The organism is Azohydromonas sp. (genome assembly GCF_035325925.1).
Taxonomy (GTDB): Bacteria; Pseudomonadota; Gammaproteobacteria; order Burkholderiales; family Burkholderiaceae_C; genus Calidifontimicrobium.
Window position 1 is genome coordinate 19,548 of record NZ_DAOKZA010000030.1, and the last position, 20,594, is coordinate 40,141.

The window sequence follows — 20,594 nt, forward strand, 5'->3', positions numbered from 1 at the left end:
CGTGGCGGCTCAGCGCTGCAGCAGCGCGTTGACCGGCTGCAGGTCCTCGGCGCGCAGCGTGCCGGCGGCCTGGCGCAGCCGCAGCGTGGCCAGCAGCACGTTGTAGCGTGCGGCGGCGAGGTCGCGCTGCGTCGCGAACAGCTGGCTCTGCGCGTTGAGCACGTCGAGGTTGACGCGCACGCCGACGCGGTAGCCGACCTGCGTGGCCTCCAGCGCGAGCTTGCTCGACGACTCGGCCGCCTCGAGCGCGCCGACTTCGGCCTCGCCCGACTTCAACCCGGTGAACGCCTGCCGCGTCGACTGCGCGACGAAGCGCCGCGCCGCCTCGAGGTTGTTGCGTGACGCCTCTTCGAGCGACAGCGTCTCGCGGATGCGGTTGTCGATCGACCCGCCGGTGTACAGCGGCATGTTCAGCAGCACGCCGATCTGGCCGTTGGTGAAACCGCCGCTGCTGCGCCCCAGGCTGGTGCCCAGCCCCGACACGCCGTGGTTGTGCGCGCGCTGCAGCGAGCCGACGACGTCGACGGTCGGCAGCTTGCCGGCGCGCGCCTTGTCGGTCTCGAGGCGGGCGATGTCCAGCGCCAGCTGCGCGCGGCGCACCTGCGGGTGCCCGGTCTCGGCCAGCGACACCCAGTCGCCGATGCCCGCCGGCGTCGTCGCCGGCAGCGCGACCGGCAGCGACAGCGCCTTCGGCTCGACGCCGGTGCGTCCGACCAGCTGGTCGAGCGCGATGCGCTTGACCCGCAGGTCGTTCTCGGCCTGGATCTCGCGTGCGCGCGCCAGGTCGAAGCGCGACTCGGCCTCGCGCGTGTCGGTGATCGTCGCGGTGCCGACCTCGAAGTTGCGCTTGGCCGCGGCGAGCTGCTCGGAGATCGCCGCCTTCGACGCCTGCGCGGTGGCCAGCGTCTCGATCGCGACGAGCACGTCGAAGTAGGCCTGCGACAGGCGCACGATCAGGTCCTGCTCGGCCAGCGCGAGCTCGGCCTGCGCGATCTCGACGCCGCGTTCGGCCTGCTCGATCGTCGCGTCGTTGGCGCGGTTGAACAGCGGCTGGCGGCCGCTGAGCGCGCCCTGCGTGACGTTGGCGTAGCCGCGGTCGGGTTCGTTCGGCGACGGCGGGTCGGACAGGCCGCGTCCGGTCTGCGCCTGCAGGCTCAGCGACGGGCGGCGCAGCGCGTCGGCCTGCGCGCGGCGGTGCATCGCGGCGTCGGCCTGTGCGCGCGCCGCGAGGTAGGTCGCGTCGTAGCCGCGCGCGGCCTCGTAGAGCTCGACCAGGCTCTGCGCCTGCGCCGGCGCGAAGACGCCGGCGAGCAGTCCCGCGGCCAGAGCCAGCAGGGCGAGGTGGCGTCGGGGGGCGAAGCGGCGCATGGGGACGGTCCTTGTGTCGGGAGAGGTTCGGCTGGTATCAGTAACGCGGCGTGCGCGGGTCGACCCGCGTCGACCAGGCGTCGATGCCGCCGGCGAGGTTGTACACGCGCTCGTGGCCCTGGCGCTGCAGGAATGCGACGACCTGCGCGCTGCGCACCCCGTGATGGCAGATGCACACGACGGGCCGGCGGCGGTCGATCTCGGCCAGGCGCGCCGGCACCTCGCGCATCGGCATCGCCAGCGTCGTCGCCGGCGGCAGGTCGAGCCGCGCGATCGCCACTTCCCAGGGCTCGCGCACGTCGAGCAGCAGCGGGGCCTCGGCGGCGGCGAACGGCCCCAGCTCGGTGACCTGCAGCGACTGCACGGGCGACGGCGTCAGAAACGGAACCGCGGCGGCTCGTCGAAGCCGAGCAGCCGCGGCGCGACGGTGTCGAACAGCTCGACGCGGGCGAAGTCGCGCTCGCCGACGCGGCGCACCAGCACCGCGCGCATCACCGGCTCGTCGCCGACGATGCCCACCAGCCGGCCGCCGACCTTGAGCTGGTCGAGCAGCGCCTGCGGCACCTCGGCCACCGACCCCGACAGCACGATCGCGTCGAACGGCGCCTCGCCGACCAGCCCGCGTGCGCCGTCGGCTTCGCGCACCGTGACGTTGCGCACCGCGGCGCGGCGCAGGTGGTCGCGCGCCATCGCCGCCAGCTCGGGCACGATCTCGAGCGTGTGCACGTGCTGGGCCTGGTGCGCCAGCAGCGCGGCCATGTGGCCCGACCCGGCGCCGACCTCGAGCGCCTTCTCGCCGCGGCGCAGCTGCAGCTCCTGCAGCAGCCGCGCCTCGACCTTGGGTTCGAGCATGCACTGGCCGCGCGCCCCGTGTTCGCGCAGCGGGACCTGCATGTCGACGAACGCCAGCGCGCGGTACGCCGGCGGCACGAAGTCCTCGCGGCGCACGAGGCCGAGCAGGTCGAGCACGCCCTGGTCCAGCACCTCCCAGGGGCGGATCTGCTGCTCGATCATGTTGAAGCGGGCCTGTTCGATGTTCATCTGCATACCTATGAGGGTATATTCTGACGCCAGCTGGGATTTTAGGCAGCGCCGGCTGACGCCGGCCTGCCACGGCGCAGGGTCTTGATCCAGGTCGCGAGATCGTCGAGGTAGCCGTAGATCACCGGCACGACGACCAGCGTCAGCAGGCTCGACGTGACGACGCCGCCGATCACCGCCTGGCCCATCGGCGCACGCTGCTCGCTGCCCTCGCTGACCGCGAACGCCAGCGGCACCATGCCGAACACCATCGCCAGCGTGGTCATCAGGATCGGGCGCAGCCGCACCCGTGCGGCGTGCAGCAGCGCCTCGGTGCGCGCCATGCCGGCCTCGCGCGAGCGGATCGCGAAGTCGACCAGCAGGATCGCGTTCTTCGTCACCAGACCCATCAGCATCACCACGCCGATGATCGAGAAGATGTTCAGCGTCGAGCGGAACAGCCACAGCGTGCCGACCACGCCGATCAGCGTCAGCGGCAGCGAGCTCATCAGCGCGATCGGTTGCAGGAAGCTGCGGAACTGCGACGCCAGGATCATGTAGATGAACACCACCCCCATCGCCAGCGCCTGCACCGCGTAGGCGAACGACTCGCGCATGTCGCGCGTCGAGCCGCCGAAGCGGTAGCTGTAGCCCGGCGGCAGCGGCGTCGCGTCGAGCACGCGCTGGATGTCGGCCGAGACCTCGCCGAGCCCGCGGCGGTCGGTGTTGGCGGTGAGCTCGACCTCGCGGTTGAGGTCGCGGCGGTTGATCTGGTTCGCGCCGCTGGCGCTGCGCACGTCGGCCACCTGCGACAGCCGCACGATGCGCGCGCTGCCGTCGGCGTTCGTGCCGGCGACCAGCCCCAGGCGCGACAGGTCGTCGGCCGACTCGCGCTCGCGCGGGTGCAGCGCCACGCGCACGTCGTAGCTCCGGTCGTCGGGGGCGCGCCAGGTGCCGACCTCTTGGCCGGCGACGAGCGTGCGCAGCGTGCCGGTGATCGCACCGACCGACAGCCCGGCGTCGGACGCGGCGTCGCGCCGCACCTGCACCGCCACCGTCGGGCGGTCGGCCTTCAGGCTGGTGTCCAGGTCGACCAGCCCCGCGATCTCGCGCAGCCGCGTGCCCAGCAACTGCGTCAGCCGGCGCAGTTCCTCCAGGTCGGGGCCCTGCAGCGACAGCGAGATCGGCTTCTGCCCGCCCACCGGGTCGAGCAGGCCGACGTGCGTGACGGTGATGCCGGGCACGCGCGCCAGCCGCTCGCGCAGCACCACCGACATCTGGTCGACGTTGCGCTCGCGCTGCCTGCGATCGACCAGGCGCACGTACATGCTCGCGTAGATGCGCCCCGGCGCCGCGCCGGTGTTGATCGTCGTCACCGTGTAGCGCACCTCGGGCATTTGGCGCACGATCGCGTCGACCTGGCGCGCGCGCGCCTCGGTGAGCTCGATCGACGAGCCCACCGGGGTGTGGAAGTTGACGACCGTCTCCGAGTAGTCGGCCTTGGGCACGAACTCGGTGCCGAGCAGGTTCATCGCGGCCAGGCTGCCGACGAAGGTGGCCGCGGCCAGCGCCAGCGTGGCCAGCCGGTGGCGCAGCGACCAGCCCAGCAGCGCGACGTAACCCTCGCCGAGGCGGTGCTGGAAGCGGTCGAACGCGTGCGTGACGCGGCCGAGCGTGTGGTCGTACAGGCCGCGCGGCACGAAGGGCTTGCCCTCGCGGTCGATCGCCGGGTCGTGCCACACGCTCGACAGCATCGGGTCGAGCGTGAAGCTGACGAACATCGAGATCAGCACCGCGGCGACGATGGTGATGCCGAACTCGTGGAAGAACTTGCCGATGATGCCGCCCATGAAGCCGATCGGCAGGAACACCGCGACGATCGACAGCGTCGTGGCCAGCACCGCCAGCCCGATCTCGTTGGTGCCCTCCAGCGCGGCGTCGTGCGGCGTCTTGCCCATCTGCACGTGGCGCACGATGTTCTCGCGCACGACGATGGCGTCGTCGATCAGCAGCCCCACGCACAGGCTCAGTGCCATCAGCGTGACCATGTTGATCGAGAAGCCGAACAGGTGCATGACGCCGAAGGTGCCGACCAGCGCGATCGGCAGCGTCAGCCCGGTGATCACCGTCGAGCGCCACGAGTTGAGGAACAGGAACACGATGCCCACGGTCAGCAGCGCGCCCTCGATCAGCGTGCGCTGCACGTTGCTCACCGCGACCTGGATCGGGCGCGAGTTGTCGCGCACCACCTGCATCGCGATGCCCGCCGGCAGCTGCGCCCGCAGCGCGTCGGCCGCGGCGTCGAGACCGCGCACGACCTCGATCGTGTTCTCGCCCTGGCTCTTCTGCACGTCGAGCGCGAGCGTGCGCCGGCCGTCGAGCAGCGCCAGGCTCTCGACTTCCTGTGGCCCGTCGACGACGTCGGCCACCTGCGCCAGCCGCACGGGCTGGCCGGCGCGCCGCGCGACGATGATCTGCTCGAAGTCGGCGACGCGACGCAACCGCGCGTCGACCTGCACCGCGCGTTCGGCACCGGGCGTGCGCAGCGCGCCGGCGGGCAGTTCCTGCGTCTCGGTGCGCAGCGCAGCCAGCACCTGGTCGACACCGACACCCAGCGCCTCCATCGCCGCCGGCTTCAGGTAGACGTGCACCTCGCGCGACAGCGCGCCGACCAGCGTCACCGCGCCGACGCCTCGCACGTTCTCCAGTCGCTTCTTGAGCACCTGGTCGGCCCAGGTGGTCAGCGCCTGCTGGTCGTGGCTGTCGTCGGGCGAGGTCAGCGCGACGGTCCACACCGGCCGGCTCTCGGGGTCGAAGCGCGAGACGCGAGGCTCCTCGATCTCGTCGGGCAGCAGCGGGCGCACCAGCGCGAGCTTCTCGCGCACGTCGTCGGCCGCGCGCCGGCCTTCGACGTCGAGGTTGAACTGCACGATGATCAGCGCCGCGCTCTCGTAGCTGCGCGAGTACAGCTGGTTGATGCCGGCGATCGTGTTCAGCGACTCCTCGATGCGCCGCGTCACCTCGTGCTCGACGATCTCCGGCGCCGCGCCCGGGTAGGTGACCTGCACGACGACGGTCGGGAACTCGATGTTCGGGAACTGGTCGACTTTCAGCCGCTCGATGCTGACCAGCCCGAGCACGACGAAGGCCAGCATGACCATCGTCGCCAGCACCGGGTTGGCGATCGAGACGCGCGTGAACCACATGGGTGTGTGCGCTCAGGGCCGCGGCGTCGACGCGGCCGCTGCCGCGGGCGCGGCCGCGCTCCAGGCGAGCCGCGTGCCTTCGCGCACCAGCCCGACGCTGCCGGCCACCAGCGGGGTGCCGTCGGGCGGGCCGTCGACCAGCTCGACCCACTCCCCGGCGTCGTCGTCGGCAGCCGTCGGGTGCCCGCGAAACCCCGGCGTCACGGTGCGCAGCACCGCCTGGCCGCCGTCGACCAGCACCACGTAGGGCTGCGGGCGGTCCTCGCGCAGCGCGGAGACCGGCGCCGCGAGCACGACGCGGCGGTCGAGCTCGAGCGTGCCGCGTGCGAACAGGCCCGGCCGCAGACCGGGCTGCGACGGCAGCGCGAGGTAGGCGAGCACGGCGCGCGACCCCGGCTGCGCGCTGGGGTTGACGCGCGCGACGCGCGCGAGCACCGGCGCGGTCAGCCCGTCGACGCTCAGCCGCGCGGCGGCGCCGACGCGCAGTGCCGCGGCCTCGGCCGGCGGCACCGCGGCCTCGAGCTCGATGCGCGACGCGTCGACGATCTCGAGCAGCCGCGCGTCGACCGGCACGCGCTCACCCGCCTGCACCAGACGCTGCGCGACGACGCCGTCGATCGGCGCGACCAGCGTCGCGTCGGCGCGTGCCTTGCGCGCCAGTTCGACCGCGGCGAGCGCGGCATTCAGGTGGGCCTGCGCGGCGGCGTGGTTGGCCACCGAGGTGTCCAGCGCGGTGGCCGAGATGAAGCCCTGTGCGACCAGCGCGCGGTTGTTGTCGAGCGCGCGGCGTGCAATGTCGAGCTGCGCGCGCGCCGCGTCGGCGGTCTGCTCGGCCTGGCGCACGCGCCAGTCGAACTCGGTCGGGTCGATGCGCACCAGCACCTGGCCGCGGCGCACCGCGTCGCCCTCGCGCACCGCGACGGCCAGCACCTCGCCCGGCACGCGCGCCTTGACGAAGGCGGTGTCGACCGCGCGCAGGCCGCCGGCCACCTCGACGCCGCGGGCCAGCTCGAGCCGGCGCACCCGCACGACGTCGGGCTCGCCGAGCTCGAGCGTGGGCACGGCCGGCGTCGCCGCCGCCGGCGGGGCCGGGGCACCGGCGCGACGCTCTCGCAGCCACAGCGCGGCGGCCAGCGCCGCGGCGAGCAGCACGGCGACGGCGGCGCCGCGGCGCAGCCCCGCAGTCACCGCAGCGCCTTCCGTCCGCGCGCCGGCGGGCGGCGCTGCGTGGCGTGCGCGCCCGCGGGCTCGCGCACCACCAGCCCTTGCAGCGTCAGCTCGACGTGGTCGCGGATGAAGCGCCGCGGGTCGATGCCCACCGGTGCGGCGCCGCAGGCGCCCAGCGTGTGCTTGTGCAGGCACAGCATGATCATCGGCAGCACCAGCGAGTGCACGGCGGTGGGCACGTCCACCGGCCGCAGTTCGCCGCGCGCGATGCCGCGCTCGAGGATGCGCGCGACCAGCCGCGTGCCGGGCTCGACCACCTCGCGAGCGTAGAAGTCGGCGATGTCGGGGAAGTGGCGCACCTCGGTGATGACGAGCTTGAACACACCCGAGACCTCGCTGTCGAGCAGTCGCTCCCACCAGGGGATCAGCACCTCGCGCAACAGCTCGGCGGCGGGGCCGGCGAAGCGCTCGAACTGCCCGGCGCCGGCGGCGATCTCGGCCGACAGCCGCTCGCGGATCACCGCCTTGAGCAGTTCCTCTTTGCTTGCGTAGTACAGGTACAGCGTGCCCTTGGAGACCCCGGCGCGCGCGGCCACCTCCTCGGCACGGGTGCGCGCGAATCCCTTCTCGACGAACAGCGCCAGCGCGGCATCGAGGAGTTCGGCCGGGCGCGCGTCCTTGCGGCGCTGGCGCGGCGTGGCGGTGGTCACGGGCGAGGGGGGCGGCACGGGGTTACTGACTGACTGGTCAGTAATGTACCCTGTCGGGTGTCGCCCGGTCAATCGTGCACGGTCGCCGCGTGCGGGTGGCAGGACGTCACCGTCGCGTCGCGGGGCGCTGGTTAACATCGCGCGCTTTGCCGCCGCACGGAGCCCTCGTGGATTGGATGTTGCTGGCCCAGGCCGCCGTGATGGGCGTGGTCGAAGGGCTCACCGAGTTCCTGCCGATCTCGTCGACCGGGCACCTGATCCTCACGGCGTCGCTGATCGGTTTCCACGGCGAGTCGGCCAAGACCTTCGACATCGCGATCCAGACCGGCGCGATGCTGTCGGTGGTGTGGGAGTACCGCCGCCGGCTGATGGCCACGGCGACCGGCCTCAGGCACGACCCGGTGGCGCAGCGCTTCGCGCTGAACGTGCTGATCGCGTTCGCGCCCGCGGTGGTGTTCGGGCTGGCCCTCGGCGGCTGGATCAAGCAGCACCTGTTCCACCCGGTGCCGGTGGCGGTGGCGCTGGTGGTGGGCGGCGTCGTGATCCTCGTCGTCGAGCGGCGCCACAAGCGCCTGTACGGCGCGCGCGACCTCGAGGGCCGGCGCCAGGCGCGCGTCGAGACCGTCGACGACATGCGCGCGCTCGACGCGCTGAAGGTCGGGCTGCTGCAGTGCCTGGCGCTGGTGCCGGGCACCAGCCGCTCGGGCGCGACGATCATCGGCGCGCTGGTGCTGGGCTTCTCGCGCAAGGCGGCCACCGAGTTCAGCTTCTACCTGGGGATCCCGACGCTGATGGGCGCCGGCGCGTACTCGGTGTGGAAGCAGCGCGACCTGCTGCGCTGGGACGATCTGCCGATGTTCGCGGTGGGCACCGTGGTGTCGTTCGTCGCGGCGCTGGCGTGCATCCGCTGGCTGATCCGCTACGTGTCGACGCACGACTTCGTGCCGTTCGCCTGGTACCGCATCGTCTTCGGCGGCATCGTGCTGCTCACCGCCGGCACCGGCTGGGTCGACTGGGGTGGCTGAGCGCGCCGGCCGCCGCTACAGTGGCCGCTCGGCGACCGCAGGGGGACGGCGATGAAGCTGGTGATCGGCAACAAGAACTACTCGTCGTGGTCGATGCGGCCGTGGGTGCTGATGCGCCACTTCGGCATCGCCTTCGACGAGGTGCGGCTGCGCTTCGACTTCGCGCCGGGCTCGGCGTTCTATCGCGAGCTGGCGCGCTACACGCCGGCCGGCAAGGTGCCGGTGCTCGTCGACGACGACGGCTTCGCCGTGTGGGACACGCTGGCCATCGTCGAAACGCTGGCCGAGCGTTTCCCGCAGCACGCGATCTGGCCCGCCGACGCGCGGCGGCGCGCCCGCGCGCGCAGCCTGTGCGCCGAGATGCACGCCGGCTTCACCGCGCTGCGCAGCGCCTGCCCGCAGAACCTGGAGGCGCGGCTGCCGCAGGTCGGCACGCGCGTGCTCGTCGACCACCCCGGCGTGCGCGCCGACCTCGACGTGATCGTTCAGCGCTGGACCGACGCGCTGGCCGCCAGCGGCGGGCCGTTCCTGTTCGGCGACTTCGGCGCCGCCGACGCGTACTTCGCGCCGCTGGCCGGGCGCATCCGCACCTACGCGCTGCCGCTGCCCGAGGCGCTGCAGGGCTACGTGGCGCGCGTGTTCGCCGCCCCCGGCGTCGCCGCCTGGGAACGCGACGCGCTGGCCGAGCATGACTTTCTCGATTTCGAGGAGCCGTACCGGCGCGCCCCGGAGGCTGGCTGAACTGCCCGGGGTCAGGTCGCGCGGCGGGTGAACAGCAGGTCCCACACGCCGTGGCCCAGCCCGAGGCCGCGCGACTCGAACTTGGTCAGCGGACGGTGCGCGGGGCGCGGCGCGAAGCCGTCGGCGGTGTTGACCAGCCGCGGCTCGGCCGACAGCACCTCGAGCATCTGCTCGGCGTAGGGCTGCCAGTCGGTCGCGCAGTGCAGCATGCCGCCGGGGGCGAGTCGCTCGGCGAGCAGCGCGACGAAGGGCGGCTGCAGCAGCCGGCGCTTGTGGTGACGCTTCTTCGGCCAGGGGTCGGGGAAGAACACGTGCACGCCGGCCAGCGACGCCGGCGCGATCATGTGCTGCAGCACTTCGACGGCGTCGTGCTGCACGATGCGCACGTTGGTCAGCCCCATCTCGTCGATGCGCCGCAGCAGCGCGCCGACGCCGGGCGGGTGCACCTCGACGCCGACGAAGTCGTGGTCGGGCATCGCGGCGGCGATCGCCGCCGTGGCCTGGCCCATGCCGAAGCCGATCTCGACGACCAGCGGCGCGCGGCGTGCGAACACGGCCTGCGGGTCGATCGGCCCGGGCCGCATCGGCAGCACGAAGCGCGGGCCGAGTTCGGCGAGCGCGCGCTGCTGGCCGCTGCCGATGCGCCCGGCACGCAGCACGAAGCTGCGCACCGGCCGTCGCGGCGGCGCGCTTCGGGCGGGCGGGGTGGTCGGCGCCGGGCTCATCGGCGGCCGAGCGCCTTGGGCAGGTCGATCTCGCCCGACGACTCGAACGGCATGCCGCCGAGGCCGACGCCGTGCAGCCGCCCGCGCAGCGCCACGTCGATGCGTGGCAGTTCCTCGGCGGTGGCGATGCCGATCACCTGCCGCACCGCGGCCCACGCCGACACCGACGCCGGCACCGTCAGCACCGCCTCGCCGAAGCGCGGCACCTGCCCGCGCTCTGCGCTGACGCCGGTGGCGAAGGTCGTGCCGCGCACGTCGAGCGTCAGCGAGACGCCGTCGTAGTCGAGCGCGGTGTCGTTCGGGTTCTGCACACGAAGCTTCACCGCCAGCCGCAGCTCCAGCCCCTCGCCGGGCAGCGGGTCGAGGGCGACGAGGTTCACGCGCACCGGCTCGCGCAGCCCGACCGTCGTGCAGCCGGCCAGCCAGCCCGCCGCGGCGACGCCGGCCAGCGCCGCCACGCCGCGTCCACACCATTGCCGCCTGCGCATCTTCGTCGTTCCCGAGTCGAGTCGCGACCAGTCTAGCGCCATCGGCATCGGGGATGCCTCGCATCGGCAAGGCGGCGCGACGGCGCTAAAATGCAACGCAGCGCGGGCGTAGTTCAATGGTAGAACGGCAGCTTCCCAAGCTTCATACGAGGGTTCGATTCCCTTCGCCCGCTCCAGCTATCGAGGGCCGCCGCAGGCGGCCCTTCCTTTATGCGCGGCGTCGGCGCAGCGCCGCGCCGGGGAACGCCGGTGAACCGTAGCTTCCAGGTGCTGATGGTCGGCAACGAGGTCGACCTGCGGGCCGCCGAGTGGGGGCCGTTCGAGTTGCACGCCTGCGCGGACCTCGACGGCGCGGCACTGGCGCTGGGCGAGCGCGGGTTCGACGCGGTGTGCCTGGCCACTGCCGGCCACGACGACGCGCAGCGCCTGCTGCACTGGCCGGCGCTGTCGCAGGCGGTGCTCGACGCCGCGGTGGTCGTGGTGTGCGCCGCTCCGACGCCGGCCTGCGCCACCCAGCTGCTGGCGCGCGGCGTGCAGGACGTGATCGGCCGCGACGCACTGTCGCCGGCGGCGCTCGCGCGCTCGGTGCGGCTGGCGATCGAACGCAAGGCGATCGAGCGCACCGCGCGCCGGGCCTACGCGACCGACCTCGCCACCGGGCTGCCGAACCACGCGCAGTTGCTCGAGCACATGACGCACCTGCTGGCGCTGCGCGAGCGCGAGCCGGCGCCGATGGCCTTGCTGGCGCTGCGCATCGACGGGCTGGCGACCGTGGCGTCGAACCTCGGGCCCGAGGCGGCCAACGTGTTGCGGCGCAAGGCCGCGGTGCGGTTGCGCGCCGGGCTGCGCGCGAGCGACGTCGTCGCGTCGATGGGCAGCGACACCTTCGCAGTGCTGCTGGCCTGGATCGACGACCGCGCGGCCGGCGCGCTGGTCGCCGAGAAGCTCGCTGCCGCGCTGCAGCAGCCGTTCACGGTGGCCGGCACGACCGCGGCACTGGCCGTCAGCGTCGGCATCAGCGACTACCCCGAGCACGGGCGCGACGCCGATGCGCTGCTGCGCCGCGCGATCGGCCAGGCCACCAGCACGGCCAGCGTCGGCCGTGCCGGGTTCGCGACCCGCGTCGAACGCGGCGCCGCCACCGCCGCGAACGACGACGCCTGAGCAGGGCGTCGTCGGGGCGGCCGCACGCGGCGGCTATCGGTTCAGGTCACCGAGGCACAGGTACTTGATCTCGACGTAGTCGTCGATGCCGTGGTGCGAGCCCTCGCGCCCGAGCCCCGACTGCTTGACGCCGCCGAACGGCACCTCGGCGGTCGAGATCAGCCCGGTGTTGATGCCGACCATGCCGTACTCGAGCGCCTCGGCGACGCGGAAGATGCGCCCGACGTCGCGGCTGTAGAAGTAGCTCGCGAGGCCGAACTCGGTGGCGTTGGCCATCGCGATCGCCTCGGCCTCGGTGTCGAAGCGGAACACCGGTGCGACCGGGCCGAAGGTCTCTTCGCGCGCGCACAGCATGTCGCCGGTCACGTTGGCGAGCACGGTGGGGGTGTAGAAGCGCCCCCCCATGCCCGGGGCGCGCGTGCCACCGACGACGACGGTGGCACCCTTGGCCAGCGCGTCGGCCACATGCGCCTCGACCTTGGCGACGGCGGCGTCGTCGATCAGCGGGCCCTGGGTGACGCCGGCCTCGAAGCCGCTGCCGACCTTGATCGTCTTCGACTTCTCGGCGAGCCTGGCGACGAAGGCGTCGTACACGCCGGACTGCACGTACAGCCGGTTCGCGCACACGCAGGTCTGGCCGGCGTTGCGGTACTTGCTGATCATCGCGCCGTCGACCGCGCTGTCGAGGTCGGCGTCGTCGAACACGATGAACGGCGCGTTGCCGCCGAGCTCGAGGCTGATCTTCTTGACCGTCGGCGCGCACTGCGCCGCGAGGATGCGCCCGACCTCGGTGCTGCCGGTGAAGCTCAGGTGCCGCACGACGTCGCTGGCACAGAGCACCTTGCCGATCGCGACCGAGTTCACGCCGTCGGCCGTGAGCACGTTGAGCACGCCCGCGGGCATGCCGGCACGCTGCGCCAGTTCGGCCACCGCGAGCGCCGACAGCGGCGTCTGCTCGGCCGGCTTGATCACCACCGGGCAGCCGGCGGCCAGCGCGGGCGCCACCTTGCGCGTGATCATCGCGATCGGGAAGTTCCACGGCGTGATCGCCGCGCACACCCCCACCGGCTGCTTGATCACCAGGTAGCGCTTGGTCGCATCGGTGGTCGGGATCGTCTCGCCGTAGACGCGCTTGGCCTCCTCGGCGAACCACTCGAGGAAGCTGGCGCCGTAGACGACCTCGCCGCGCGCCTCGGGCAGCGGCTTGCCCTGCTCGGCGGTCATGATGCGAGCGAGGTCGTCGGCGTGCTGGTGCAGCAGGCGGAACCACTGCATCAGGATCGCGGCGCGCTCCTTCGCGGTCTTGGCGCGCCACGCCGGCCAGGCCTTGTCGGCGGCGGCGACCGCGGCGTGCGCCTCGGCGTCGCCGAGGTTGGCGACGTCGGCGAGACGGTGCCCCGACGCCGGGTCGGTGACGTCGAAGCGGGCCCGGCCGGCGACCCAGGCGCCGTCGATTAGCGCGTCGGTCTTCAGCAGCGTCGGGTCGGCCAGCGTCGACAGCGGGGAGGTCTTCATATCCATCGTCGGTTCTCCTGCCAAGGCGGCACTCTAGCGCCTCAGCGCAGTTCGTACTCGAAGGTGCTGACCACGCGCAGCCGCTTCGTGCGCGACGTGCCGTCGTCGTAGCCCTGTGCGTCGCCGGCGCTGATCGTGATCACACCCTGGTTGGCGCTCTTCAGCGCGCCGAGCTTCGCGCCGGCCTCGGCGGCGAACTTCTCGGCCTGCTCGCGCGCGTTGCGCGTCGCCTCGGCCAGCAGCGGCGCCTTGACGTCGTTGAAGCCGCGCAGCTGGTAGCGCGGGCCCGCGGCACCGCTGTCGTCGTTGGCGGTGAGCTGCACGCCGGCCTGGATCAGCGGATCGACGGCGAGCGCGGCGGCTTCGACGGCGCTCACGCGAGCCGTCTTGACGACGACGCGGCCGACGCCGTTGAAGCGCAGCGGCTGGTTGACCTGCGCGTACTCGCGCGCGAACAGGTCCTGCACCTGCAGCGGGCGCACCTCGACCTCGGCAGCGGCGAAACCCTGGTCGCGCAGGAACGCGACGACGCGGTCGCGGTCGTCGGCGAGCGCCTTCTGCACGGCGCCGAACTCGTTGCCGCCGCGGCGGAACGCCAGCGTCCACGTCGCGTAGTCGCTGTCGACGTCCTTCTCGGCCAGCCCCTTGACGGTGACCGAGCGGTCGGCCATGCGGAAGCGCTCGAGCCCCTGGCCGACCGCGAAGCCGGCCAGAGCGACCGCGATCGCGATGACCAGCGCCGTGCCGAACCCGAGGATGCGGGGGCTGCCGTCGTGCATGTGGTGTTCCCGGCGCCCGCGCCGCCGCGGGCCTCGGGCCGATTCTGGCGCAGGCGCGCGAGGGGGGCACGCCGCCTAGAATTCGCCGCTTGCGCGCCCGTGCCGGGCACGCCCCATTCACGCGCCGCCCGCCCGCGACCGCCCATGAAAGCCGCCGAGATCCGCACCACGTTCCTGAAGTTCTTCGAGTCGAAGGGCCACGCCGTCGTCGCCAGCTCGCCGGTGGTGCCCGGCGACGACCCGACGCTGCTGTTCACCAACGCCGGGATGAACCAGTTCAAGGACGTGTTCCTCGGCTTCGACAAGCGGCCGTACACGCGCGCGGCGACGGCGCAGAAGTGCATCCGCGCCGGCGGCAAGCACAACGACCTGGAGAACGTCGGCTACACGGCGCGCCACCACACCTTCTTCGAGATGCTGGGCAACTTCAGCTTCGGCGACTACTTCAAGAAGGACGCGATCCGCTACGCCTGGGAGCTGCTGACCGAGCACTTCAAGCTGCCGCCCGACAAGCTCTGGGCCACCGTCTACGCCGAGGACGACGAGGCCTACGACATCTGGCTCAAGGACATCGGCCTGCCCGCCGAGCGCATCGTGCGCATCGGCGACAACAAGGGCGGCCGCTACATGTCCGACAACTTCTGGATGATGGGCGACACCGGCCCCTGCGGCCCGTGCTCGGAGATCTTCTACGACCACGGCCCGGAGGTCGCCGGCGGCCCGCCGGGCAGCGCCGAGCAGGACGGCGACCGCTACATCGAGATCTGGAACAACGTCTTCATGCAGTTCAACCGCACCGAAGACGGCGTCATGCACCCGCTGCCGAAGCCGAGCGTGGACACCGGCATGGGCCTGGAGCGGCTGGCGGCGGTGCTGCAGCACGTGCACAGCAACTACGAGATCGACCTGTTCGTGCGCCTGCTGGCGGCGGCGCGCAACGCGGTGGAGTTCGCCGGCCCGGGCGCCGGGCAGGTCGACAAGGCGAGCCCGAGCCTGAAGGTGATCGCCGACCACATCCGCGCCTGCGCCTTCACGGTAGCCGACGGCGTGATTCCCGGCAACGAGGGCCGCGGCTACGTGCTGCGCCGCATCGCCCGGCGCGCGATCCGCCACGGCTACAAGCTCGGCGCGCGCAAGCCGTTCTTCCACACGCTGGTCGCGCCGCTCGCGGTCGAGATGGGCGACGCCTACCCCGAGCTGCGGCGCGACATGGTTCGCATCACCGACGTGCTGCGGCAGGAGGAAGAGCGCTTCTTCCAGACCATCGCCAACGGCATGGAGATCCTCGAGGGCGAGCTGGCGCGCGACGCAACGCGACTCGACGGCGAACTCGCGTTCAAGCTGCACGACACCTTCGGCTTCCCGCTTGACCTGACCGCCGACGTGTGCCGCGAGCGCGGCGTCACCGTCGACGAGGCGGGCTTCCACGCGGCGATGCAGCGCCAGCGCGAGCAGGCGAGGGCGGCTGCCAAGTTCAAGATGGCCGCCGGCCTCGACTACAGCGGCGATGCCACCGCGTTCCACGGCTACGAGCACCTGATGTGCGAGCACAGCAAGGTGACGGCGATCTACGTCGACGGCACGCCGGTCGTGAAGGCGCGCGCCGGCGACGACGTCGTGATCGTGCTCGACCACACGCCGTTCTACGCTGAGAGCGGCGGCCAGGTCGGCGACCGCGGCGAGCTGCGCAACGCGCGCTCGCGCGTCGTCGTCGACGACACCGTCAAGGTGCAGGCCAGCGTGCACGGCCACCAGGGCCGCATCGTCGAGGGGGAGGTCGAACTCGGCGACGTCTTCGTCGCGCGCGTCGACGCCGAGCGGCGCGCGAAGACGATGCGCAACCACAGCGTGACCCACCTGATGCACAAGGCGCTGCGCGAGGTGCTCGGCGGCCACGTGCAGCAGAAGGGCTCGCTCGTCAACGACGAGCGCACGCGCTTCGACTTCAGCCACCACGCGCCGATGACGGCGGCGCAGGTCGCGCAGGTCGAGGCCATCGTCAACGCCGAGATCCTGGCCAACGCCGCCACGCAGGCGCGCGTCGTGGCCATGGACGAAGCGCAGAAGCTGGGCGCCGTGATGCTGTTCGGCGAGAAGTACGGCGACACGGTGCGCGTGCTCGACATCGGCTCGAGCCGCGAGCTGTGCGGCGGCACGCACGTGGCGCGCACCGGCGACATCGGCCTGTTCAAGATCGTGATGGAAACCGGCATCGCCGCCGGCGTGCGCCGCGTCGAGGCGGTGACCGGCGACAACGCACTGGCCTACCTGCAGCGCCTCGAGGGCACGCTCGACGGCGTGGCCGGGGCGCTGAAGGTCACGCCCGACGAGACGCCGCAGCGCGTCGCCGCGGTGCTCGAGCAGGTGCGGGCGCTGGAAAAGGAGATCGCTGCGCTGAAGGGCCGGCTGGCCAGCGCCCAGGGCGACGAACTGCTTGCGCAGGCGGTCGACGTGAAGGGGCTGAAGGTGCTCGCCGCGACGCTCGAAGGCGCCGACGCGAAGACGCTGCGCGAGACGCTCGACAAGCTCAAGGACAAGCTCAAGTCCGCCGCGATCGTGCTGGCCACCGTCGACGGGGGCAAGGTGCAGCTCGCCGCGGGCGTCACCCCCGACAGCGTCGCCAAGGTCAAGGCCGGCGAGCTGGTCAACTTCGTCGCGCAGCAGGTCGGCGGCAAGGGCGGCGGCAAGCCCGACATGGCGATGGCCGGCGGCACCGACGCCGCGGCACTGCCGCGCGCGCTGGCGTCCGTCGCGCGCTGGGTCGGCGAGCGGGTCTGAGCGGCCGGCCTGCCGAGGCGCGGTCAGGGCGTGGTGGCGCGGCGGCGCAGCTGCTCGCGCAGCGCATCGCAGGGGTCGGGCCGCGGCGTGGGTGCATAGCCGCGCCAGTCGTCGCCCTGCAGGCCCGCCGCCGGCGTGCCGAACAGCACCACCTGCACCGGCAGGTCGGCCGGCAGGTGCAGCGGCACGCCGCGGTCGCGCGACGCGTGCTGCGCGCCGGCCAGCAGCAGCACGTCTTGCCCCGGCGCGGCGCGCGCGTGGGCCTCGGCGACGGTGGCGGCCAGCGCCAGGTCGCGCGCGATCTGGATGCGCACCATGCCGGGCTCCTGGCTGTGCGGCAACAGGCCGCAGTGCCCGTCGCGCACCGCCTGCGCCAGGCGGTCGCGCACCGGCGGCGCGACGCGCGCGTCGAGCGTGTCGTCGCGCATCGCTTCGCGCATCGCTTCGCGCGGCAGGTTGCCGCCGATCACCGGCACGCCGGCGCGCACGGCGTGCATCACGATGGCGGCATAGGGTTCCCACGGCCAGCCGCGCCAGCCCAGCGCATCGCGCACGCGAGTCTCGTCGGCGTCGGCGCGCAGCGTGCGGGTGTCGCGACCGCGCTCGGCCATCTCCAGCACCACGGCCGCGAGCGTGCCGGCTTCGGCGCGGCGGCGCACTTCGTCGGCGACCTGCCGCTGCTGGTCGGGTTGGTCGTGCAGCTCGCCGAAGATCAGCACCGCGGCGTCGGCGACGCCGGCCGCGAGCAGCAGGGCCGCGGCGACGCGGCGGCGCATCGAGCGGAGGATGGACAGCAGGCCTCTCACCGTGACAGCATATCCCGGCCACGAGGAAGACCATGTCGATGCAGATCACGCTGCGCCGTGCCAGGCCGAGCGACGCCGAGGCCTTCGAGCGCATGATGAACCGCCCCGAAGTCCACGCCGGGTTGATGCAGCTGCCGTACACGACCGCGGACTTCTGGCGCGCCCGGCTCGCCGAGCCGGGCGGTCCGGCGGTGGCCGAGCTGCACCTGGTCGCTGAGGTCGGCGGCGAGATGGCCGGCAGCGCAGGAGAGGACCCGGTCGGCCCGGCGGTGCGGCGCCGCCACGCGATGATGCTCGGGATCAGCGTGGCGCCGGAGTGGCAGCGCCGCGGCGTCGGCTCGGCGCTGATGGCGGCGCTGTGCGAGTACGCCGACCGCTGGCTCGGCGTGCTGCGGCTCGAGCTGACGGTGTACGTCGACAACGCGCCGGCGATCGCGCTGTACCGCAAGTACGGCTTCGAACACGAGGGCACGCACCGCGCGTACGCGCTGCGCGACGGCGTCTACGTCGACGCGCACGCGATGGCCCGGCTGCACCCGAACCCGCCGCGGCCGTCGCCGGGGTGACGGTGCGTGCGACACTGCGCCATGGCGACGGCCCTTGTGCCCCACAGCAGCGACGCCGAGATCGAGCACCTGAACACGCTGTGCCGGCGGCTGGCCGGGTTCAAGCACGACGTCTCGCTCGAGTGGGTCGACGGCTTCATGACCGCGCTGCTCGCCAGCCCGCGCCGGGTGCCGCCCGAGCAGTGGCTGCCGGCGATGCTCGACGACGCCTTCGACCGCGCCTTCGCCGACCCCGACGACCGCCGGCAGGCGCTGGACGCCCTCGTCGGCCGCTGGCAGGTGATCGCGCGCCAGCTCGACCCCGAGGCCCTGCTCGACGACCCCGAGGCGTTGCGGCTGTCGCCGCTGATCGTCGACTACAGCGACGAGGTGCGCGCCGAACTGGCCGCCGAGGGCCGGTTCACCGACGACGAGATCGCGCAGCTGCCGGCCAACGGCACGGTGTGGGCCGACGGTTTCGTCGACGCGCTCGAGGCCTTTGCGGGCGACTGGCCCGAGCCCGACCGGACCACCGAACACGGCCGCTTCTACGACGACTGCCTGATGGGCGTGATCGCGCTGACGCTGACCGGCGCCGACCTCGACGCCTACCTGGCCGACCGCTACCCGGGGCAGACGCTTGATCGCGACGACCTGATCGACGAGGCCTGCTACTGCGTGCAGGACCTGCGCGTGTACTGGCTCGACCACGCGCCGACGCACGCGCCGATCCGCGTCGCGCCCAGGCCCGGGCGCAACGATCCGTGCCCGTGCGGCAGCGGCCGCAAGTACAAGAAGTGCTGCGGCGCCGGCGCGGGGTGAGGGCCGGCGCGTGCTGCTAGAGTGCGCGCCACGATGAGCGCCGCTGCGACGACCCCACCCGCCGACGACGCCGAACTGGCCGGCCGCCACGTCGTGCTCGGGCTGAGCGGCGGCATCGCCTGCTACAAGTCGGCCGAGCTGGCGCGCGAGCTCGTCAAGGCCGGCGCCACCGTGCAGGTGGTGATGACCGAGGCCGCCGGGCAGTTCGTCACCGCGGTGACGATGCAGGCGCTGTCGAACCGCCCCGTCTACACCAGCCAGTGGGACGCGCGCGCGCCGAACAACATGGCGCACATCAACCTGACGCGCGACGCCGACGCGCTCCTCGTCGCGCCGGCCAGCGCCGACTTCGTCGCCAAGCTCGCGCAGGGCCGCGCCGACGACCTGCTCAGCCTGGCCTGCCTGGCGCGACCGATCGAGCGCTGCGCGCTGCTGCTGGCGCCGGCGATGAACCGCGAGATGTGGGCGCATCCGGCCACGCAGCGCAACGCCGCGCAGGTCGCCGCCGACGGCGCGGTGCTCCTGGGGCCCGCGGCCGGCGACCAGGCCTGCGGCGAGGTCGGCGACGGGCGCATGCTCGAGCCGCAGGAGCTTCGCGACGCGCTGATCGCGCACTTCCAGCCCAAGCTGCTCGCCGGTCGCCGCGTGCTCGTCACCGCCGGGCCGACCTACGAGGCGATCGACCCGGTGCGCGGCATCACCAACCTCAGCAGCGGCAAGATGGGTTTCGCGCTGGCGCGCGCCGCGGCCGACGCCGGCGCCGAGGTCACGCTGGTCGCCGGCCCGGTGGCGCTGCCCACGCCGCGCGGCGTGCGCCGCATCGACGTGCGCAGCGCGCAGCAGATGCACGACACCGTGCTGCCGCTGGCGCCGCGCCACGACGTGTTCGTCGCCACCGCGGCGGTGGCCGACTGGCGCCCGGCACAGGCGGCGGGGCACAAGCTGAAGAAAGCCGACGGCCACGTCGCGCCGGCGATCGCCATGGTCGAGAACCCCGACATCCTGGCCACCGTCGCGCGGCTGCCCGACGCGCCGTACTGCGTCGGCTTCGCCGCCGAAAGCCACGATCTGGTGCGCCACGCGCGCGAAAAGCGCCAGCGCAAGGGCGTGCCGCTGATCGTCGGCAACGTCGGGCCCGACACCTTCGGGCGCGACCACAACGCGCTGCTGCTGGTCGAAGCCGACGGCGAGCACGAGATCGGCAACGGCCACAAGCTGGCGCTGGCGCGGCGGCTGGTGGTCGAGATCGCGCGCCGGCTGCCGGCCGCGGGGGCGGCGCGGTGACGACCATCGACCTGAAGGTGCTCGATGCGCGGGTGGCTGACGCGCTGCCGGCCTACGCGACACCGGGCAGCGCCGGGCTGGACCTGCGCGCCTGCATCGACGCGCCGCTCAAGCTCGACCCCGGCCAGACCGCGCTGATCCCCACCGGCATCGCGATCCACATCGGCGAGCCGCACCTGGCGGCGATGATCCTGCCGCGCTCGGGGCTGGGGCACAGACACGGCATCGTGCTCGGCAACCTGGTCGGGCTGATCGACAGCGACTACCAGGGCCCGCTGATGGTCAGCTGCTGGAACCGCGGCCACGCGCCGTTCGTCGTCGAGCCGCTCGAGCGCATCGCCCAGCTGGTGATCGTGCCGGTGGTGCAGGCGCGCTTCCGCCGCGTCGACGCGTTCGACGCGTCGCATCGAGGCGAGGGCGGGTTCGGGTCGACCGGTCAGGGCTGAACGGG

The 20,594-nt window shown here is 72.9% G+C and carries 19 protein-coding genes and 1 tRNA gene; 9 read left to right on the forward strand and 11 right to left on the reverse strand.

Annotation, left to right across the window (positions count from 1 at the left end; genetic code table 11):
- Nucleotides 1-9: 9 nt before the first annotated feature.
- The 6 genes from PKC53_RS12145 to PKC53_RS12170 are packed head-to-tail and all read right to left on the reverse strand — an operon-like array spanning nt 10 to nt 7,471.
- Entirely contained in the window at nt 10-1,368 is a 1,359-nt protein-coding gene (locus tag PKC53_RS12145) for a TolC family outer membrane protein (protein WP_324428904.1), read from the reverse strand.
- A 37-nt stretch (nt 1,369-1,405) separates the two neighbouring features.
- Complete coding sequence (locus PKC53_RS12150) at nt 1,406-1,732, reverse strand: rhodanese-like domain-containing protein (RefSeq protein WP_324428906.1); 327 nt, start codon at nt 1,730-1,732, stop codon at nt 1,406-1,408.
- Nucleotides 1,733-1,743: 11 nt separating this feature from the next.
- A complete protein-coding gene (locus PKC53_RS12155) occupies nt 1,744-2,409 on the reverse strand; it encodes a protein-L-isoaspartate O-methyltransferase (protein ID WP_324428908.1) in 666 nt (221 codons plus the stop codon).
- A gap of 41 nt (nt 2,410-2,450) precedes the next feature.
- Complete coding sequence (locus PKC53_RS12160) at nt 2,451-5,594, reverse strand: efflux RND transporter permease subunit (protein ID WP_324428910.1); 3,144 nt, start codon at nt 5,592-5,594, stop codon at nt 2,451-2,453.
- A 12-nt stretch (nt 5,595-5,606) separates the two neighbouring features.
- A complete protein-coding gene (locus tag PKC53_RS12165; RefSeq protein ID WP_324428912.1) occupies nt 5,607-6,782 on the reverse strand; it encodes an efflux RND transporter periplasmic adaptor subunit in 1,176 nt (391 codons plus the stop codon).
- On the reverse strand, nt 6,779-7,471 hold the full coding sequence (locus PKC53_RS12170) for a TetR/AcrR family transcriptional regulator (RefSeq protein ID WP_324428914.1): 693 nt from the start codon (nt 7,469-7,471) through the stop codon (nt 6,779-6,781). The genes PKC53_RS12165 and PKC53_RS12170 overlap by 4 nt, the downstream gene beginning before the upstream one ends.
- A gap of 167 nt (nt 7,472-7,638) precedes the next feature.
- Between PKC53_RS12170 and PKC53_RS12175 the strand changes: the two genes are divergently transcribed.
- On the forward strand, nt 7,639-8,496 hold the full coding sequence (locus PKC53_RS12175) for an undecaprenyl-diphosphate phosphatase (RefSeq protein ID WP_324428915.1): 858 nt from the start codon (nt 7,639-7,641) through the stop codon (nt 8,494-8,496).
- A 51-nt stretch (nt 8,497-8,547) separates the two neighbouring features.
- Nucleotides 8,548-9,237: a glutathione S-transferase family protein gene (locus PKC53_RS12180; protein ID WP_324428917.1), complete on the forward strand. Its 690-nt coding sequence runs from the start codon at nt 8,548-8,550 to the stop codon at nt 9,235-9,237.
- 11 nt (nt 9,238-9,248) lie between these two features.
- On the opposite strand, the gene trmB is transcribed toward PKC53_RS12180, so the two are convergent.
- Entirely contained in the window at nt 9,249-9,962 is a 714-nt protein-coding gene (gene trmB / locus PKC53_RS12185) for a tRNA (guanosine(46)-N7)-methyltransferase TrmB (protein ID WP_324428919.1), read from the reverse strand.
- Nucleotides 9,959-10,498, reverse strand: a complete 540-nt coding sequence (locus PKC53_RS12190; RefSeq protein ID WP_324428921.1) for an LEA type 2 family protein — start codon at nt 10,496-10,498, stop codon at nt 9,959-9,961. Before PKC53_RS12190 ends, trmB begins: the two co-directional genes overlap by 4 nt.
- A gap of 54 nt (nt 10,499-10,552) precedes the next feature.
- Here PKC53_RS12190 and PKC53_RS12195 point away from each other — a divergent pair.
- Nucleotides 10,553-10,626, forward strand: a tRNA-Gly gene (locus tag PKC53_RS12195).
- A 73-nt stretch (nt 10,627-10,699) separates the two neighbouring features.
- Entirely contained in the window at nt 10,700-11,614 is a 915-nt protein-coding gene (locus PKC53_RS12200) for a GGDEF domain-containing protein (protein WP_324428923.1), read from the forward strand.
- A gap of 33 nt (nt 11,615-11,647) precedes the next feature.
- On the opposite strand, the gene PKC53_RS12205 is transcribed toward PKC53_RS12200, so the two are convergent.
- Complete coding sequence (locus PKC53_RS12205; RefSeq protein WP_324428925.1) at nt 11,648-13,135, reverse strand: NAD-dependent succinate-semialdehyde dehydrogenase; 1,488 nt, start codon at nt 13,133-13,135, stop codon at nt 11,648-11,650.
- 35 nt (nt 13,136-13,170) lie between these two features.
- A complete protein-coding gene (locus PKC53_RS12210) occupies nt 13,171-13,908 on the reverse strand; it encodes an SIMPL domain-containing protein (RefSeq protein WP_324428927.1) in 738 nt (245 codons plus the stop codon).
- Between the two features lie 144 nt (nt 13,909-14,052).
- Between PKC53_RS12210 and alaS the strand changes: the two genes are divergently transcribed.
- Nucleotides 14,053-16,686, forward strand: coding sequence for an alanine--tRNA ligase (alaS, locus tag PKC53_RS12215; protein WP_324428929.1), 2,634 nt, complete (start codon nt 14,053-14,055; stop codon nt 16,684-16,686).
- Between the two features lie 23 nt (nt 16,687-16,709).
- Here alaS and PKC53_RS12220 read toward each other — a convergent pair whose 3' ends face one another.
- Complete coding sequence (locus PKC53_RS12220) at nt 16,710-17,492, reverse strand: ChaN family lipoprotein (protein ID WP_324428931.1); 783 nt, start codon at nt 17,490-17,492, stop codon at nt 16,710-16,712.
- 32 nt (nt 17,493-17,524) lie between these two features.
- Between PKC53_RS12220 and PKC53_RS12225 the strand changes: the two genes are divergently transcribed.
- Genes PKC53_RS12225 through dut form a run of 4 tightly spaced genes read left to right on the forward strand, consistent with a single transcriptional unit; the run spans nt 17,525 to nt 20,589 of the window.
- The gene (locus PKC53_RS12225; RefSeq protein WP_324428932.1) at nt 17,525-18,058 is read left to right on the forward strand and encodes a GNAT family N-acetyltransferase; all 534 of its coding nucleotides are present in this window, start codon (nt 17,525-17,527) and stop codon (nt 18,056-18,058) included.
- Nucleotides 18,059-18,079: 21 nt separating this feature from the next.
- Complete coding sequence (locus PKC53_RS12230) at nt 18,080-18,859, forward strand: UPF0149 family protein (protein WP_324428933.1); 780 nt, start codon at nt 18,080-18,082, stop codon at nt 18,857-18,859.
- Nucleotides 18,860-18,892: 33 nt separating this feature from the next.
- Nucleotides 18,893-20,143, forward strand: coding sequence for a bifunctional phosphopantothenoylcysteine decarboxylase/phosphopantothenate--cysteine ligase CoaBC (gene coaBC / locus PKC53_RS12235; protein WP_324428935.1), 1,251 nt, complete (start codon nt 18,893-18,895; stop codon nt 20,141-20,143).
- Nucleotides 20,140-20,589 (forward strand): dUTP diphosphatase, encoded by a 450-nt coding sequence (gene dut / locus PKC53_RS12240; protein ID WP_324428937.1) that lies wholly within the window; start codon nt 20,140-20,142, stop codon nt 20,587-20,589. The genes coaBC and dut overlap by 4 nt, the downstream gene beginning before the upstream one ends.
- The last annotated feature ends 5 nt before the right edge of the window (nt 20,590-20,594 follow it).

What these genes read in the sequence shown, in the direction of transcription:
- alaS (WP_324428929.1), top strand. Translation starts at nt 14,053, where the DNA reads ATGAAAGCCGCCGAGATCCGCACCACGTTCCTGAAGTTCTTCGAGTCG.
- PKC53_RS12230 (WP_324428933.1), top strand. Translation starts at nt 18,080, where the DNA reads ATGGCGACGGCCCTTGTGCCCCACAGCAGCGACGCCGAGATCGAGCAC.
- PKC53_RS12145 (WP_324428904.1), bottom strand. Translation starts at nt 1,368, where the DNA reads ATGCGCCGCTTCGCCCCCCGACGCCACCTCGCCCTGCTGGCTCTGGCC.
- PKC53_RS12205 (WP_324428925.1), bottom strand. Translation starts at nt 13,135, where the DNA reads ATGGATATGAAGACCTCCCCGCTGTCGACGCTGGCCGACCCGACGCTG.
- PKC53_RS12160 (WP_324428910.1), bottom strand. Translation starts at nt 5,594, where the DNA reads ATGTGGTTCACGCGCGTCTCGATCGCCAACCCGGTGCTGGCGACGATG.
- PKC53_RS12180 (WP_324428917.1), top strand. Translation starts at nt 8,548, where the DNA reads ATGAAGCTGGTGATCGGCAACAAGAACTACTCGTCGTGGTCGATGCGG.
- PKC53_RS12225 (WP_324428932.1), top strand. Translation starts at nt 17,525, where the DNA reads ATGTCGATGCAGATCACGCTGCGCCGTGCCAGGCCGAGCGACGCCGAG.
- PKC53_RS12190 (WP_324428921.1), bottom strand. Translation starts at nt 10,498, where the DNA reads ATGCCGATGGCGCTAGACTGGTCGCGACTCGACTCGGGAACGACGAAG.
- PKC53_RS12210 (WP_324428927.1), bottom strand. Translation starts at nt 13,908, where the DNA reads ATGCACGACGGCAGCCCCCGCATCCTCGGGTTCGGCACGGCGCTGGTC.
- coaBC (WP_324428935.1), top strand. Translation starts at nt 18,893, where the DNA reads ATGAGCGCCGCTGCGACGACCCCACCCGCCGACGACGCCGAACTGGCC.
- trmB (WP_324428919.1), bottom strand. Translation starts at nt 9,962, where the DNA reads ATGAGCCCGGCGCCGACCACCCCGCCCGCCCGAAGCGCGCCGCCGCGA.
- PKC53_RS12155 (WP_324428908.1), bottom strand. Translation starts at nt 2,409, where the DNA reads ATGAACATCGAACAGGCCCGCTTCAACATGATCGAGCAGCAGATCCGC.